Source organism: Kutzneria sp. NPDC051319 (assembly GCF_040682195.1).
Classification (GTDB): domain Bacteria; phylum Actinomycetota; class Actinomycetes; order Mycobacteriales; family Pseudonocardiaceae; genus Kutzneria.
In genome coordinates this window covers 1-15,716 of record NZ_JBFBAM010000126.1, presented here as the reverse complement: position 1 = coordinate 15,716, position 15,716 = coordinate 1, and the positions used below count along the sequence as shown (strand labels likewise).

At 71.4% G+C, this 15,716-nt stretch carries 14 protein-coding genes; 3 read left to right on the top strand and 11 right to left on the bottom strand.

Translation table 11 applies throughout. The features are described 5' to 3' along the window. Positions 1-87: 87 nt before the first annotated feature. From AB0M73_RS48470 to lanL, 7 genes are read right to left on the bottom strand one after another with little or no spacing between them, the layout of a single operon-like run. The gene (locus AB0M73_RS48470) at positions 88-213 is read right to left on the bottom strand and encodes an ALQxL family class IV lanthipeptide (RefSeq protein ID WP_363906780.1); all 126 of its coding nucleotides are present in this window, start codon (positions 211-213) and stop codon (positions 88-90) included. 42 nt (positions 214-255) lie between these two features. Continuing rightward, complete coding sequence (locus tag AB0M73_RS48465) at positions 256-375, bottom strand: ALQxL family class IV lanthipeptide (protein WP_363906778.1); 120 nt, start codon at positions 373-375, stop codon at positions 256-258. Between the two features lie 46 nt (positions 376-421). After that, entirely contained in the window at positions 422-538 is a 117-nt protein-coding gene (locus tag AB0M73_RS48460) for an ALQxL family class IV lanthipeptide (RefSeq protein WP_363906776.1), read from the bottom strand. Between the two features lie 47 nt (positions 539-585). Further along, complete coding sequence (locus AB0M73_RS48455) at positions 586-702, bottom strand: ALQxL family class IV lanthipeptide (RefSeq protein WP_363906774.1); 117 nt, start codon at positions 700-702, stop codon at positions 586-588. A 37-nt stretch (positions 703-739) separates the two neighbouring features. Continuing rightward, positions 740-853: an ALQxL family class IV lanthipeptide gene (locus AB0M73_RS48450; RefSeq protein ID WP_363906772.1), complete on the bottom strand. Its 114-nt coding sequence runs from the start codon at positions 851-853 to the stop codon at positions 740-742. A gap of 6 nt (positions 854-859) precedes the next feature. After that, positions 860-2,605, bottom strand: coding sequence for an alpha/beta fold hydrolase (locus AB0M73_RS48445; protein WP_363906770.1), 1,746 nt, complete (start codon positions 2,603-2,605; stop codon positions 860-862). After that, positions 2,602-5,322, bottom strand: coding sequence for a class IV lanthionine synthetase LanL (gene lanL / locus AB0M73_RS48440; protein ID WP_363906768.1), 2,721 nt, complete (start codon positions 5,320-5,322; stop codon positions 2,602-2,604). Before lanL ends, AB0M73_RS48445 begins: the two co-directional genes overlap by 4 nt. A 189-nt stretch (positions 5,323-5,511) precedes the next feature. On the opposite strand from lanL, the gene AB0M73_RS48435 reads away from it, so the two are divergent. Then, on the top strand, positions 5,512-7,995 hold the full coding sequence (locus AB0M73_RS48435) for a LuxR C-terminal-related transcriptional regulator (protein WP_363906766.1): 2,484 nt from the start codon (positions 5,512-5,514) through the stop codon (positions 7,993-7,995). Between the two features lie 6 nt (positions 7,996-8,001). Here the strand turns inward: AB0M73_RS48435 and AB0M73_RS48430 are convergent, their stop codons facing one another. Then, positions 8,002-9,555: a serine hydrolase domain-containing protein gene (locus AB0M73_RS48430; RefSeq protein ID WP_363906764.1), complete on the bottom strand. Its 1,554-nt coding sequence runs from the start codon at positions 9,553-9,555 to the stop codon at positions 8,002-8,004. 111 nt (positions 9,556-9,666) lie between these two features. After that, entirely contained in the window at positions 9,667-10,290 is a 624-nt protein-coding gene (locus AB0M73_RS48425; RefSeq protein WP_363906762.1) for a TetR/AcrR family transcriptional regulator, read from the bottom strand. Between the two features lie 210 nt (positions 10,291-10,500). On the opposite strand from AB0M73_RS48425, the gene AB0M73_RS48420 reads away from it, so the two are divergent. Together AB0M73_RS48420 and AB0M73_RS48415 are read left to right on the top strand one after the other, a co-directional pair. Further along, positions 10,501-11,559: an LLM class flavin-dependent oxidoreductase gene (locus AB0M73_RS48420; RefSeq protein WP_363906760.1), complete on the top strand. Its 1,059-nt coding sequence runs from the start codon at positions 10,501-10,503 to the stop codon at positions 11,557-11,559. Next, positions 11,559-12,413 (top strand): alpha/beta hydrolase, encoded by an 855-nt coding sequence (locus AB0M73_RS48415; RefSeq protein WP_363906758.1) that lies wholly within the window; start codon positions 11,559-11,561, stop codon positions 12,411-12,413. The genes AB0M73_RS48420 and AB0M73_RS48415 overlap by 1 nt, the downstream gene beginning before the upstream one ends. 81 nt (positions 12,414-12,494) lie before the next feature. Here AB0M73_RS48415 and AB0M73_RS48410 read toward each other — a convergent pair whose 3' ends face one another. Both AB0M73_RS48410 and AB0M73_RS48405 read right to left on the bottom strand, forming a co-directional pair. Next, positions 12,495-13,901, bottom strand: coding sequence for an NAD(P)/FAD-dependent oxidoreductase (locus tag AB0M73_RS48410; protein WP_363906756.1), 1,407 nt, complete (start codon positions 13,899-13,901; stop codon positions 12,495-12,497). A gap of 237 nt (positions 13,902-14,138) precedes the next feature. After that, a partial coding sequence (locus AB0M73_RS48405) for a tetratricopeptide repeat protein (RefSeq protein WP_363906754.1) occupies positions 14,139-15,716 on the bottom strand: 1,578 nt, incomplete at its 5' end.

The following is a 15,716-nucleotide window of genomic DNA, read 5'->3' as shown; positions in this document are numbered from 1 at the left end:
GCGGGGGGGACGCCGCGCCGGCCGGGCCCGTCCGCGCCCCCGCGCCACGGCGGTCGGCTGAAGGCTTTTCAGCTCATCGGGGCGGCGTCAGACGCCCGTCGACGCGCAGGTCTGCGGGCAGCTGACGGAGCAGCTGAACTTGCAGTTGCCGACGCCGGCCAGCTCCTCGTCGGCGGGCAGCTGCTGCAGGGCGTCCAGGTCGAGTTCCAGCATGTTTCCTCCTGTTGTCGTTGTGGCTGATGGGTTTCCGGCGGATCACCAGACGCCGGTGGCCGGGCAGGTCGCGGGGCAGGTGCCGGTGCAGCTCTGGCCGCAGTAGCCGGCCTGCTCCTCCTGCGCGGGCAGCTCCTGCAACGCGTTCAGGTCGAACTCCATGGGTGGTCACCTCCTTCCGAGGGCTCATGCGTGGTGTGGCGGTTCATCAGTTGCCGGTGAACGTGCAGGTCGCGGGGCAGGTGCCGGTGCAGCTGTGGCCGCAGTAGCCGGCCTGCTCCTCCTGCGCGGGCAGCTCCTGCAACATGTTCAGGTCGAACTCCATGAGTGGTCACCCCCTTCCGAGGGCTCGCGCACGGGTGTGGCGGCTCGTCAGACCCCGGTGACCGGGCAGGTCGCGGGGCACGTGCCGGTGCAGGTTGCCTTGCACCAGCCCGCCTGCTCCTCGTCGATGGGCAGCTGCTGCAACGCGTCCAGGTCGAACTCCATGAGATTTCCCTTTCTCCACTAGGAACACGGGCACCGCCTAGTCGGCGACGCAGCAGGTCCGCAGGCAGCTGGTGTAGCAGGTCGAGGTGCAGACGGTGGCCTGCTCCTCCTCGGCCGGCAGCGCCTGTAAGGCGTTCAGGTCAAGCTCCATGGGTGATCACCTCCCCTCCTGAGCGACTGCGGCCGGCTCGCCGAGGAACCGGGTCACCAGGTCGGTGATCGGGTCCTGGACGGCGGTGCCGAGGACGGCGTGGCCGCGGTCGGGCGACTCCACGTACCGGTAGTCCGTGCCCTCGATCCGGCCGAACTCGGCCAATTGCCTGACCAGGGAACGGGAATGGGCCACCGGTGTGGACTCGTCGCGGGCCCCGTGGATCAGCAGCAGCCGGGCCCGCAGGTCGTGCGCGAACCGGCTCACGTCGCGCGGTCCGAGGGCGTCGGTCGCCTCGGTGAGCCCGTCGAGGCGCTCCACCATGTTCCGCACGCCGCCGAAACCGTCGGCGTGGAGCCGGGGTCCGGACAGAAACGGGGCGACGGCCACGCAGTCGGACCACAGTTCGGGTCGGGTGGCGGCGGCCAACAGCGCGAGGTAGCCGCCGTAGCTGATGCCGAACACACCGGGCCGCGCCAGCCCCGCCCGGCGATCCTGGATGTGCGCCGCGATGACGGAGACGTCGGCGAGATCGGGCACGCCCCACGCGCCGACGAGGGACAGGGTGTGTGCGGCCCCGTATCCGGTGCTGCCACGCTGATTCGGGGCCACGACGGCGATGCCGGCCGCCGCGAGGGCCTGGAACAGCGGGCTGAAGCCGAGCGTCCAGTGGCTGGTGGGGCCGCCGTGCAGGGCCACCACGACCCGGGGGCTGCTGCGCCAGTCCGGCCCGTAGACCACGGCCTCGATCGGCCCGTCCGCCCCGGGGAACGACTCCACCCGGCCCGGCCGCCAGGGCCCGGGCCGCTCGGCCGGGACCTTGAGCTCTCGCGAGCCCGGCGACACCCAGGCCATCGTGCGCGGCCTTCGGGGACCGGAGTGCGGGAGCCAGAGCCCGGCGGCGGTCCACGCCGCGAGCGGCAACAGCTCGCCCTCCGGCACCGCGATCCGTTGCACCGTATCGGAAACGGTGTCCCACCGACTGAGCTGGGAGCGCGCGCCGACCGTCTCCAGGACGGCGATCGACGTCCCCTGGGGATCCAGCGCCAGCGGGTATGCGACCCCCCGCAACCGGCTGCCCGGGTCGAGCTCCTTCATGGTCCCCTTGACCAGGTCCGCCAGGACCAGCGCCGGCCCGTCCGTGTCCCGACGGGCGAACAGCACGTGATTTCCCTTGGCGGCCAACATATATGTGGGTCCATCGAGAAACGGCACCGGCACGGCCGATCCGTCCCGTGCGTCCACCAAGAAGCGCGTCTCCCCCACCGTGAACAGAACCTTTGGGCCGCAAGCAATCGCGTCCCGGACCGGTCCCGGCAGCCGGGTCAGCTCCCGCAACCACGGCGTGCCGGCGGTGACCCGGTGCACAGTCGTCTCGTCAGCTTCCCCGTCCCCAGACCAGGCCAGCGCCAGGCACTGGCACTCCGCCGGGGCCGGCAGCAGGCGCAACGGCGTTCCCCGCACGCTGCCGACGTCGACGCACCGTCCGTCCCGGTGCAGCAGCTCCAGGGTCTGTGTGTCGGCGGCGCCGTGCCGGGAGACCAGCACCCGGTTCGCGTCGAGGGGCAGGATCATCGTGTAGGTGGGGTCGCAGCGCAGCTCGACCGAGAAGTCCAGCACCGGCCCGGTGCCCTGGAAACGCCAGCTCTCGGCGCGATGCCGGCCGGACTCGTCGGTGGCCAGGCAAGCGGCCCGGCGGCCGGTCGCGGAGAAGCGGAAGCTGATCCTCGACGTCACGTCGTCGTCGGTCATGGCGTGGCCAACTGCATCGAGCGGCAGGGGTCGACAGCGGCACTTCGCACGGGCGCGTCGACCATCCAGGGCCTCGGCCCGCCGTGCGCCAGCCGCAGCAGGAAGCCGACAGCGCCGCCGAGGCCGGTGTTGTAGTCGGCCGCCGTGCCCGAGGCCGACTCGTCCGGCACCACCAGGCGTCCGTCGTGCACGCCGTGACGCAGCACCATCGAGGCCGCCAACTCCTCGGCCCAGCCCCGATAAGGACCGCCGACCGCGTCGGCCAGGTCGAGCAGGAACTCGCCGTTCCCGGCGAGGCCGTGGCACGCCGCGGTCGCCGAGAACCACCGGGCCTGATGCACCGCCATCGCGGCCTGCTCCGTCAGGCTCAGGTACTCGGCGTCGCCGGTCTCCTGCCACAGCCGCAGCAGGAAGGTCCCTACGCCGGAAGCGCCGCTGCACCAGTTGGTGCGCATGCCCGTGCCGCGCTCGTCCTCACGATCACTGCGCCAGTGCGCCCCCCACGGGCCGAGCTCGGCCTCGGCGGCCAAGGTTTTCCCGGCGGCCACCGCGGCCGTCAGATACCTTTCCTCCCCGGTGTCCCGCGCGAGCGTCAGCAGGGCATACCCGACGCCGGCGACGCCGTGGGCGAAGCCCAGGTGGGTGATGCCCGACAGCAGCGAGTCGAGTCCGGCCGGCACGGGCCAGTACACGTGGCCGTCACGGTGCTCGGCCGCCGCCAGCATCGCGTCGCCGCCCCTGACCGCACGGTCGAGGAACTCGGTGCGACCCGTCGCCCGCCACATGTGCAGCTGGGTCAGGGTGGATCCGGCAACGCCGTGACACACGTCCGGATTGGGCCATTCCACCGGCACCGCGAGGGCCAGGTCGATCGCCTGCTGCGCCATCTCGTCGTCACCGAGATGACGGGCCGCGTCGTGCAGCGCCCATGCCGTGCCGGAGCGGCCGAAGTACAGGCCGGGCAACAACTTCGGCACCGCGTCACGTCGTCGGGCGGTCCAGTCCGCGACCCGGGCGACGGCGGCACGCAGCTCGTCCCGTCGCAGCAGCCGATCGGCCAGCACGAGCACGCCGAGGATGCCGGCCGAGCCGTGTTGGACGTTGAGCGGGTCGGTGGCGTCGCCGAAGTCGGTGCTGGGCCACAGTCTCCGCGTGTCGTCGTCGTCGGAGGCGATCGTGGACAGGAGGTGGGCCAAGCCGTCGTCGGTGAAGCGCCGCTGGTCGGCTTCGGACAGCCGGTCCGCCGCCCCGTCGACCGCGGCCGGAACCGTGCACGTCGCAAGGAAATCCCGCACGCGGTCAAGCGACCAGCGCTGCTCGGGATCGTCCGCCGTGAGGCCGAGCACCGCCGGCATCAGCATCCGCGCCGCGGCGTTTCGCCGCCCGGCCGCGGTGATCATGGCGGCGATGCGGTCGTGCACGGACAGCGGCCCCGGGCTGTCCTTCCCGAACACCGGCGCGGTCCCCACGACGAGGAGGAACAGCACCGTTCCCAGCGAGTACAGGTCGGCCGTCTGCGGGGGCACGATGCCCTGGCCGGGGTTGGCCACGACCTCCAGGGCGGCGAATCCGACCGTGTGGCCGCGAACCGACCACTCGCCGGGGACGCGCACCATCTCCGGGTCGATCACCTTCAGCTCGCCGTCCGGCGTCACCATGATGTTGAGCGGGGTGAAGTCCTGGAACACCACTCCCCGCTCGTGCACGTCGGCCAGCAGCTCGGTCAGCCCACGCGCCATCAGCAACGCCTCGGCCGGATCCAGCCCGTTCAGCGGCCCGCGCTCGGCCAGCCGCCCGTCGAGCCAGTGCGCCAGCGTCTGCCCGGGCAGCAGGGACTCGACCAGGAACGTGTGGCCGTCCTGGTCGAACAGGTGGACCTGTTCCGGCGCGATCCCGGCCAGCGCGGCCAGCGCCGCCCACTCGCTGCGCAGCCCGTCCCGGCAGTCGCCGCCGTTCAGCCGCACCCCCACGTTGGCCCGGGCCTGCTTGACGATCACCTCCACGCCGGTCTCGTGGTCCAGCGCCCGGTACACGCCGCCGCGGGCCGAGTGACGGATCGCGTGGCGCACCTCGAAACGACCACCGAGCAGCACCGGCTTCGGGTCGGCCTTGCCGGCCGCGGACGACGGCGGCGGGCCGGGGTACGGCGGCTCGGCCCAGGCCGGCGGGCAGAACCACGGCTTGCGGTGGTCCTCCACCGGCGTGCCGTCGGGATCGGCGACCCGGATCTCGAACACGCCGTCGTCGGTGAGGACCGGGACGCCCCGGAAGGCGCCGAACCGGTAGTGCACCAGGCTGCCGGGCCGCAGCGGCCGGTCGGACAGGACCACCGGCCCGGGCAGCCCCTCGGTCGCCTCGTCCAGCGCCGTGGCCAGCTCGCGGAACTCGTCCTCGTCGGACGGGTAGACGGTGATGATCTTCCCGCACTGGGCGCGGTCGTAGCGTTCGCCGGTCATCTCCTCGACCGTCACGATGCTGCGGGCGAACTTGAACGCGCAGCCCCGGTCCACCAGCACGCCGGCCACCCGGTGCAGCACCTCCGGCGCGGAGAAGCGCGTCGCGGAGACGTGCAGCTTCCAGCCCTGCACCCGCTGCACGGCCCCGCCGCCGGGCGGCGTCACCCGGCACCAGACCTTGTCCTCGTTGAACGTCCATCCGTCGAGGCCCTGGTCGGCGAGGACCGACTCCACCACCCACCGCAAGCGAAAGTCATGCATGCCATTCCCCGTCCGCCGGTCCGCCGTTCGAGGGCAAATCTCGCAGCGGACGGCGACGCCAACATCGGGGCGCGACCCTCGTTCCCGGGGCGGGCGCCGGGACTTGCGTAAGGGCCTTGCGTAGTTCAACGGACCCCGCTCGGGCCGGGCTTGGGTCAAGATCGCCGCAGTTCTTCAGATAGGAGGCACATGAGGGCGCACACCCCGCCGCCGGCCGGCCGCGACCACGAGATGTCAGCGCTCCGCTCGGCGGTCACCGCCTGCGCCGCCGGGGCGTCGATCGTCGTCGACATCAGCGGCGACCCCGGCCTCGGCAAGTCCAGACTGCTCGCCGAACTCGCGAAACTGGCGCAGGCCAAGGGATTGGCCGTCGTCACGGACCCGTCGTCGGCCTTCGAAAACAGGCTGGGGTCGGTCGCGGAGCTGGTCGCCGAGGCCAACCGCGGCGCCGGGGTGCTGTTGTGCCTAGACGACCTGCACTCGGCCGGCGACGCCACGTTGACGCTGCTGCACGAGCTCCTGCGGCGACCGCCCGGGACGCCGCTGATCCTGGCCTGCGGCCACCGACCCCGGCAGTCCCCGGCCCGGCTGCTGGCGTCGCTCCTGCACCCCGCGCCGCACTACCGGGTCGTTCGGCTCCCGCTCGAGGACGAAGAGGGGAATCCCTTCCACCTGCGCCTGCTCGGCGAACTGGCCACAAGCGCCGGCTTGTCGGAATTCGCCAGGGCCGCGCTCATCCGGGAGACCGCCATGCTGTCCGGCGACGAACTCACGGTTCTGCGCGCCGCTTCCATGCTGGGCGATCCCTTCGATCCGCTCCTGCTCGCCGCCGTGGCCGACCTACCCGACCAGCGGGCGCTGGACGCCCTGGACGGACTGGCCGCGGCAGACCTCGTCCGAGCAGCCGATTCGAGGCTGCTGCGATCGCGGCATCCCGGCCTACGCGAAGCCGTGGTCCGTGACACGCCGCCCGGTTGGGCGCTGGCCGCCCATCGCCGCGCCGACCTCGCCCTCCGCGACAGCGGGGCCGACGCGGTGGCCCGCGCCCCGCACGTCGCGCGGTCCGCCCGGGTCGGCGACGCCGAGGCCGTCGCGGTCCTGGTGGCGGCGGCTCGGCGGTCCCGTCACCTGTCCCCCGGTGACGCCGCCACCTGGCTGCGCGCCGCGCTGCGCCTGTCCGCCGCGCCCAGCTTCGACATGCTGCTGGGGCTGGCCGAAGCCGTCGCCATGACCGGCGATCTCGCCGCCTGTCTCGACAGCCTGAGACAGGCCCTGGACCTGGTGCCGCCCGACCGCCCCGAGCTGCGGGTGCCCGCGGTGGCCCTCGGGGCCGCGGCCCGGCGGGTTCTGGCCGCGGAGTCGTGCAGTCTCGACCTGGAACGCGAACTGGCCGGCTGGTCGCGGAGCGATTCCCGCGCTGATCCGCTCCGTGCGCAGCTCGCCATTATGCTTACGGCACAAGGCAAGTACGACGACTCTCTTCTCTGCGACGAAGTCCCCACCGCCTGCCGCGCCCTGGCCGCCGCGTACCGCGGCCGTCCGGAATCCTTCCCGGCACACTTCGATTCCGTGACCGACGACGAGTTGGCCGGCGGCCTGGACGAGGTCGCCCAGTTCAGCTGGGCCGAGGCCCTCTCCGAACGCCACCACGACGCCCTGCGCCACGCCGGCCGTGGTGTCGCCGTCGCCCGGCGGACCGGGCAAGCTCACCTGCTGCCGTATCTGCTGCTGTGTCAGTCGTATTCGCAGCAGGCCACCGGCGACCTCGCCGGCGGGGCGGCCTCGGCCGCCGCCGCACAGCAGGCGGCGCAACGGCTGGCCCTGCCGAAGCTCGCCGCCTTCGCGTCAACCCTCCAGGCCGCCGCAGCCGCCCTCCGCGGCGGCCCCACCGCCGCGGTCGGCGCCGTTGAGCAGGCTTTGCGCGCCTTCGACCGACGCGGACGGCTTTGGGAGGCGTCGGCCGGCACGCTGGCCGTGCTGCGGCTGGAGCAGGGGCGTCCCGATGACTGCCTGGAGCTCATTCGCCTGATCACCGACTCCGGCCGTCCTGTGGCTGTGTTTCCCTTACAGGCCACGTGGTGCTGCACCGCCGCCCAGGCCGAAGCCGCCCTGGGCAACCTCGCCGCCGCCCGCGACTGGGCCGCCCGCGCCGTCGAGTCCGCCGACGCCGTGGCCCTGCCCGGCCAGCGCGCTTACGCCGAGCTCGCCTTGGCCGCCGTCCACACCGACGAGCCCGATGCCTCCGCCGAGCACCATCTCCGCGCCGCCGACCTCTTCGCCGCCGCCCGCCTCGTCCCGGCCGAGGCCCGCGCCCGGCTGTCCCTCGGCCACCGCCTCGCCGACACCCACCGTCTCTCCGACGCCGCCCTCGCCATCGGTCAGGCCAAACGCCTCGCCGACGCCTCCGGCGCCGCCCACCTCGCCCACCTCGCCGTCAACGCCCAGCGCCGCATCGGCGGCAACCGCCCCCGCCCCGGTCCCTCCACCCTCTCCGACCAGGAACACCGCATCGCCCACCTCGTCGCCCGCGGCCGCACCAACCGCGCCGTCGCCGCCGAGCTCTTCATCTCCGTCAAGACCGTCGAAGGCCACCTGACCCGCATCTTCCGCAAGTTCCGGGTCACCTCCCGCTCCGCCCTGACCGCCGCCCTCCGCATCCCCGAGGCCCCGTGACTCCCGCTATTCGGGATCAGAGCTCGGAAAGCGGACCTGGACGTTCGCCGCCGAGGTGAGGTAGGCGTCGCCGTACCGGCGCTGGAGCGAGATGTCGAAGGAACGAGCGGTTCGTGGGCTGCCGGCGGGGACGGCTTTCACGACGAACTCCTGGATACGCGCCGGCTCCACGGGAGTCAGGTGGATCATGCACAGCAACTCGCCCCGCTCACCGGGGATCGACCAGGTGACGTCGGCGGCGGTGGCGGCCGAGACCACGGCGGACGGGCGGGAGTCAAGCAGGGGGCCGACCTCGGCCACCAGTTCGGCGAGTTCCGCGCGACGTTGCGCCAGCGGGCGGTCGAAGTCGATGTTCTCGGCGAAGATCCGGGCGGCCAGCGAATCGTCCCAGTGCCGGACCAGCGAGTCGGCCTGCACGCGAAGCGCGACCGTCTCCGGCCACAGGGTGGTGGTGGTCGCGGCGGCCTGGTTGTGGTCGAGCACGCGGCCCAGCGCCTCGACGCACAGCGCGCTCGGGTTGCCTCGGTTGCCGTTGGTCAGGACGACCGTTCCGTGGCCCGATTCGGGGTGCCAGGCCATGCAGAGCCAGAAACCGGGCAGGCCGCCGCTGTGGGAGATGACCGTCCCACGGTGCAGGTCGGTGGTGACCCCGAGGCCGAGGGCGTATCCGGTGGAGCTCAGCCGAGCCTGCCCGATCCCGGTCAGGCTCAGCGACGGTGGCATGAACACGCGCACGCGCTGCAGGTCCCGTCGGGACAATCGGCTCAACACGGAGCTGTCGTCGGGTCGCGCCGGCCGGAACGCGGAGCCGAGCCAGGTGATCCACCGGACGAGGTCACGCACCGTGCTCACCAGTCCGCCGGCGCCGAGGAACGCGTCCGAGGTCTGCGGCCGATAGGCGACCCAGTTCCCCTCCGTGTCCAGCGAATAGCCGACGGCGCGCGGCCGGTCGTCGGGCACGGCCGTGTCGCAGAACGTGGACGTCAGGCCCAACGGCCGCAGCAGCTCCTCGGTGACGAACTCCGCCAGGGGCCGGCCGACCGCGCGGCTCAGCGCCAGTCCCGCCATCGTGAAACCGAGGTTGGAGTACTCGAAGACCGCGCCCGGCAGGTGGCTGAGGCGAACTCCCTTCGACACCCGGGCCAAGAGGTCCTCGGTGGGGGTGTTGATGAACGGGTCGACCCAGGCGTTGTCCTCGGTGAGGCCGCCACACATGCCCAGGAGCATCTCGATCGTGGGGACGTCGTGCTGGCCATCGGCGAGCACGAACTCGGGGACGTGCTTGGTGATCGGATCGTGCAGGGACAGCTTGCCCTGGTCGCGGGCGATCAGCACGGCACAGGCGACGAAGCTCTTCGTCATCGACGCGATCGGGAAGACCACGTCCGGGGCCGGAACGCGGTCCCGCTCGTCGACCGCGCCGAAGCCGGCCGCGTGCGACAGCCCGTTCCGGTCGGCGACGCCGTAGACCAGGGCCCGCGAGTGCCCGGCCGCCGTGTGTTGGCCGAACAGGGCGTCAAGCTCCTTGTGCAGGGGCACCTGGAGCACTTCGTCGGACATCTGCCAACCAACTCCCCACCGCGGACTCGCGGCCGTGTCAGGTCACTTCGCCGCCGACGACGCTACCGAAAAAGGCTCGGTTCCGTCCGCCGCTGTTGACGGCGACCCGTCTCAGTCGTCGGCGGGGCGGCCGGGCGCGGGTGCACTGGTCAGGGCCGGGAGCAGGATCTCGTCGACGAGGGCCCGGGCCGTGTCGGGCGTGACGGGGCGGCCGGGCACGAGGAAGCGGAAGAGGAGGTAGCCGGGCAGGATGTCCCACAGGTCGGTGTCGATCTTGCTGGGGTGGATCTCGCCGCGGTCGGCCGCCTGACGGAGGATGGTCTGGTTGATCGGGCGCTTCTCCTGCAGGAGAAGCTGTTCGACGACGGCGCTCAGGTGGGGATTGCGGCGCACCTCGATGAGGATCGCGGTGAGGGTGTCGGCCAGGGCGGTGGCCTGACGGATGAGGAACTCGGCCAGCTGCATGAGGTCGCCGCGCAGACTGCCCGTGTCGGGCGCGATGACGGTGCGGCTCAGGCTGTGTGACACCGCGGCGACGACGAGGTCGGCCTTGGTGGGCCAGCGGCGGTAGACGGTGGCCTTGCTGGCCCGCGCCCGGGCGGCGACATCGTCGATGGTGAGCCGGTCAAATCCGTTCTGCTGCAACAGGTCCAGCGTCACGGTCAGCAGCTCCACCTCGCGCTCGGTCCAGCGCGGCGCGGCGGAGTCGGAGTCGATCGCGGACGGTGACGGCATGCGCCGAGATTAACCCCTTGACTGGAGTACGGTCCAGTACCGTACCGTCAGAACGGTCCGGCACCGCACGGCTGGGGCGAGGGGACCGCCATGGGTGATCCGCTGCCGGCGGCGCAGCACGACCCGGGCGTGGAACGGCCCGCGCATTCACCGCGATCCCTTCCGACCACATCTCTTCCCCGGCACCGACCGATCAGAAGGCAGGACGACGTGATCGAAACCTGGGTCTTCTCCTTTCTCAGCGCGGACAGCCTGTCACCGCAGGAGCCGTCCGAGCCGGCGCAGCTGCAGGAGGCCTTCGACCGCTATCTGGAGCTGTGGACCAGATGCGACCAGCTCGGGTTGGACGGCCTGGCGTTCGCGGAGCACCACTTCAGCCCGATGTGCCTGACCCCGTCACCGCATCTGATGGTGGCGGCGCTCGCCTCCCGCACCAAGAACCTGCGCTTCACGACGCTGGGCAGCGTGCTGCCCCTGCACGACGCTCGTCGTTACGTCGAGGAGGTGGGCATGCTGGACTATCTCACCGGCGGCCGGTTCGAGCCCGGGATCGCGCCGGGCGCGGGCGACCGTGAGGCGGTGGCGGCCGGCATCGCCTCCGAGGAGGTCCGACCGCGCTTCTACAGCGGCGCCGACGTGTTCGCCAAGGCCATCGAGAACCCTGTCGTCACGCAGCACGACGCGTTCTACAACCTGGAGCAGGTCCCCCTGGTCCCGGCGATGCGGCCCGAGACCGGGCGTGCGACCTGGGTGACCGTGCTGTCGGCGAATTCCGCCGAGTGGACCGGACAGCGCGGCTACAAGCTGTGCACCGCCTTCCTGCCGGTCGCGGCGGCGGTCCCCCTCGCCGAGGCCTACCGGGCGGCCGCCGATGCCGCCGGCCACCAGGTGGATCCGACCATGCTCGGCCTGCGGCGACGGGTGTTCGTGGCCGAGACCGACGCGCAGGCCCAGGAGATCCACGAGTCCAGTGTGGACAAGTTCGCCGCCGTGGTCGGCATCCAGGGGCTGGAGACCGCGGACAGCGAGATCCGCCGCCGGATGATGCATCCCGACGACTTCGCCGTCGGCTCCCCCGCCACCGTGGCCGAGAAGCTGATCGAGCAGTGCCGTGCCGGCGGTTACGGCGCGATCATGGCCTGGACCGACTTCGCCCAGTTCACGCACGACGACCTGGTGCGCTCTCACGAACTGCTCGGCCGCGAGGTCGCCCCGGTGCTGCGCGCGGCCGCCGTGCGTTCGACCGTCGCCGTATCCGAGGAGCAGTGATGACCGCCCCACAGCCCGAGACCGTCGTCTACGCGCGTGACCTCGCGCTCGACATCTTCCGGCCCAGCACCGAAAACCGCCACTGCGCCGTGCTGCTCCTCCACGGTGGCGGCTGGCGGGGCGGGGCCAAGGAGTTCGTGCACGAGCAAGCCGTTGCCCTTGCCGCGCAAGGATTTACCGCCATCGCCGTGCAGTACCGCTTACTCGGTGTCGCACCTTGGCCGGCGCAGCTCGACGACGCCGTCGCGGCCTGTGCGTGGGTCCGGGACAACGCCGACACTCTGGACATCGACCCCGCCCGTCTGGTCGTGCAGGGCCACTCCGCCGGCGCTCAGATGGCCCTGCTGACCGGCGCCCTCGACCCGGACGTGCGGCCGGCGGCGATCGTCGCCTACTACCCGGCCATCGGTTTCCACCCTTCGGCGATGCCGGAGCTGACCGGCGACCCGGACGCCCCACGCCTTCCCCCGCTGCCCCTGGATCTGGACGAGATCGGCCGGGTGCCGAGCTGGATGCTGTTCCCGACCGGCGCCACCGAGGCCGAGCTGTCGGCGGCCAGCCCGATCGACCTGCTGCACAAGGACTTCCCGCCCACCATCGTCTTCCACGCCACCGCCGACGTGTTGTTCGACGTCCGTTCGAGCGTCGCCCTGCACCAGCGCCTCACCGCCCTCGGCGTGTCGGCCGAGTTGCACGTCTACGCCGACCGGAACCACGGATTCGACCGCGCGCCGTCCATGGCCCGGGCCACCGTCGCGGCGACGACCTCGTTCCTGGAACGCATGGTCACCCACCGCGAGGACAGCGCGGCCGAGACCCTCCAGCACGGCTTCCCACCCGTCCCCCAGCCCTGATCATCACCGCCGGCTGCGAGCCGCCGCCAGGAAACCACCGGCGACGCGCTCGCAGCCGCGCGACAACGAGAACCGTCTCCGTCACTGGTCGTCCTCGATGCGTTCCAGGCGAAGCTTCGGGCTGGTGACCAGCCGGAAGTGCGCGGATTCGGCGTCACGCAACGGGTTCTCCAGCACCGACGTGAAGTCGGGCATCGGCGCGCCATCAGCGCCGCCGACCGCGCGCAGCTGCACCATGAGGGCCTCGTCGCGCAGCCGCTCGGTGAGCGCCCGCGTCGAGGAGTCGGTGGCCTCGCGCAGGTCGGACAGGCCGGCGATGATCTCGGCGAACGACCGCGTGGACAGGCCGCCCACCGCGGTCTGCCCAATGTCGTCGCCGATCAGCCGGTCGGATGTGCGGAAGAAGCCGTCCTTGCCGAGGTACCGCTCGTACATGACGCTGACCAGCGCGAACAGGCGGGCGTAGGCGCGGCGGTAAGCGAACTCGTAGAAGAGCAGCCCCTCGTCCTCGGTGACATCGCCCCGGTCGATGGAGATGATGCTCGCGGCGGCCGTGAGACCGCTGTACAGCGCCAGATGCACGCCGGTGGACAGCAGCGGGTCCAGGAAACACGCGGCGTCGCCGACGATCGCGAAACCCGGGCCGCAGAACCGATCCGCGATGTAGGAGTAGTCGGTCTCGACGCGCACCTCACCCACGTGCTCGGCGTCGTACAGCAGGCCCCGCATCGTCGGCGACGCGCGCAGGACCCGGTGGTAGAGGTCCGCCGGCTGCTCGCCGGCAGCACGGTCCCGGTTGAACGCGTCCTTCGTGGTGACGTAGCCGACGCTGGTTCGCCCGCCGGACAACGGGATCGCCCAGTACCAGCCCTCGTCCGAGGAGACGATGTTGATGCCGCCGCTCGGCGTGTCCGGCAGCGCCGTCACGCCGGTCCAGTAGCTCCACATCGCGATGTTGCGCAGGTTCTGCAACGAGCGCCGGTCACGGAAGTGGCGCGAGCTCAGCACTCCGTTGCGGCCGGAGGCGTCCACCAAGAAGTCGAAGTCGTCGACGGTGTACGCGGCCCCGTCCTTCGCGCGGCAGTGCACGGCCCTGGGCCGTTCCCCGTCGAAGTCGACGCTGGTCACGGACACGCCGGTACGCACCGAAACCCCACTGTCCCTTGCATGTTCGAGCAGCAGGTCGTCGAACACACCGCGATCCACCTGCCAGGACCGCGCGCCGACCTGCTTGCCCCAGTCGAACACCCAGTTGTCCGAATCCCACTGGATCACGCCGCCGTGCTTGATGACGAACCCGTGGGCATCGACCTTCTCTGCCACGCCGACGGCCTCCAGCACCGCGCGACACGACGGCGTCAGCGACTCCCCGATGTGGTAGCGCGGAAACTCGTCCGCCTCGATGAGTTCCACCTCCAGTCCCGCCCGGGCGAGCGCGGTCGCCGTCACACTGCCGGCCGGACCGCCGCCGATCACCAACACCTTCACGCGGATCTCCTGATGCCATGGGGAAATCAGTGGATTCGCGATCGAGGCTACGTTCGCTCGGCGCACCCCCAGGACAGCCGCGGCACCCGGCGCCCCATTCCTTGCCCGTTTGGATCCGCGCCCGTCTCTTCGGGCTGTCCTCAGCGCACTTCCGCCACAGTCACGTATCCGAATCATCCATTGTGGACATTGAGCCGCTCGGCGGTCGCTTGTCGGCCATCCGGTGCATTTCGCCGGTCACCGGGTGCGCTGCGGATGCGTGCCGCTCGCCCATAAATCTGGATTCGGCGCCGATCGGGAGGCCGGTGAACGGTGCTGGCCTCGTCGTCTGCTGGCGGCTTCGGGCACCTCGACCTCGTCCGTGTGGAGGTGGCACCGAAGCCGCTCGGCCTCCTCGGTCCGATGCTGGGCCTGGTAGAGCTCGATAGCCTCGCCCCACACGGCGTGCGCGTCGACCAGCCGGTTCAGGGCGTGGTAGGGATGGCCGAGCGCCTCCAGGGTGCCGGCCAGTTGGTAGACGTCGCCGAGGCCACGCAGCAGCGCGACCGACTGCTGGTAGTGCGCAACGGCATCGGCATGACGGCCGAGGTGGTGGTCGATGTAGCCGAGGCTGTCCAGGACGATGGCCTCGCTGTCCTCGTCGTGCAGACGCCGTTGCAGCGTCAGCGCTTGCTGGCAGTACTCCCACGCCCGGTCGAAGTCACCGAGCTTGGCGGCGTACCAACCGACCGAGTTGAGCGCCGCCGCCTCCCATTGCGGCGTCTGAAGGTCCTGGTAGATCTCCAACGCCTGCACGGCATGCCAGTACGCCTGCCGATCCTGCCCGGCCCGGCCCAGCACGTAGGTGAACATCTGGTGCACGTAGGCCAGCTCCTCGGGCTTCCCACGGCCCTCGGCGAGGGTGAGGGCCAGCCGGAGGTGCTCCAGCGCGAGCTCGGGCTGGCCGTGGCGGACCAGCGCGAGTCCCGACAGGCGACGCATTTCGATGAGCGCCGAGGTGTCGCCGAGCCGTTCGGCCGCAGCGAGGCCGAGCTCGGTGACGGCGACATCATCCACCAGATAGCTGTGCCGGTAGTGGAAACGGTTCACACTCCACGCCAACTGCCACACCACGTCGTCCCACCCGGCCGCGACGGCCGAGCGCTGCACGGCGAGCAGGCAGGCGTGCTCGGCGCCGAACCAGGCCATGACGGCGCTGTCGTCCAGCAGTGCCAGGGGAACGACACCATCCGTCAGCGGCGGAAGGCTGATCGGGTGCCGGTGCGGCGACAGCTGACGGTCGCCGGCGAACGCGGTGTGCAGGTAGAACCCGGCGAGCCGACGCAGCGCGGCATCGCGGTCCTCTGTGGACAGACAACGGTCCGCCTGCTCGATGGCGAGTTCGCGGACGAGGTCGTGCATCGAGTGCCGGTCGCCCGGCTGCCGGTCGATCAGCGAGGATTCCTCCAACTCACGCAACACCTTCCTCAGCCGAGGCAGGGGCAGGCCGGTGAGACTGGTCGCGGCGGGCAGGCCGATGTCCGGCCCGGGGGCGATGCCCAGCAGGGCGAACACCTTGCGCTGCTCAGTGGTCAGAGCGCGCATCGACCAGGACAACACCGACGGCACGCTGGCCGCCGGATCATCGTCGTCCAACGCGTCCAGACCGGACTCACGCAATTCGGCGGCGAACTCCGCAAGCGGGATCCGCGGCCTGGTCTGGGCGCGGCCGGCCACGATGGCCAAGGCCAGGGGGTACCGTCCGCACAACGCGATCAGCTGCGCCACCGCCTCGGGTTCGGCGCCCATGCGCTGCTCGCCCAACCGCAGGGCGAG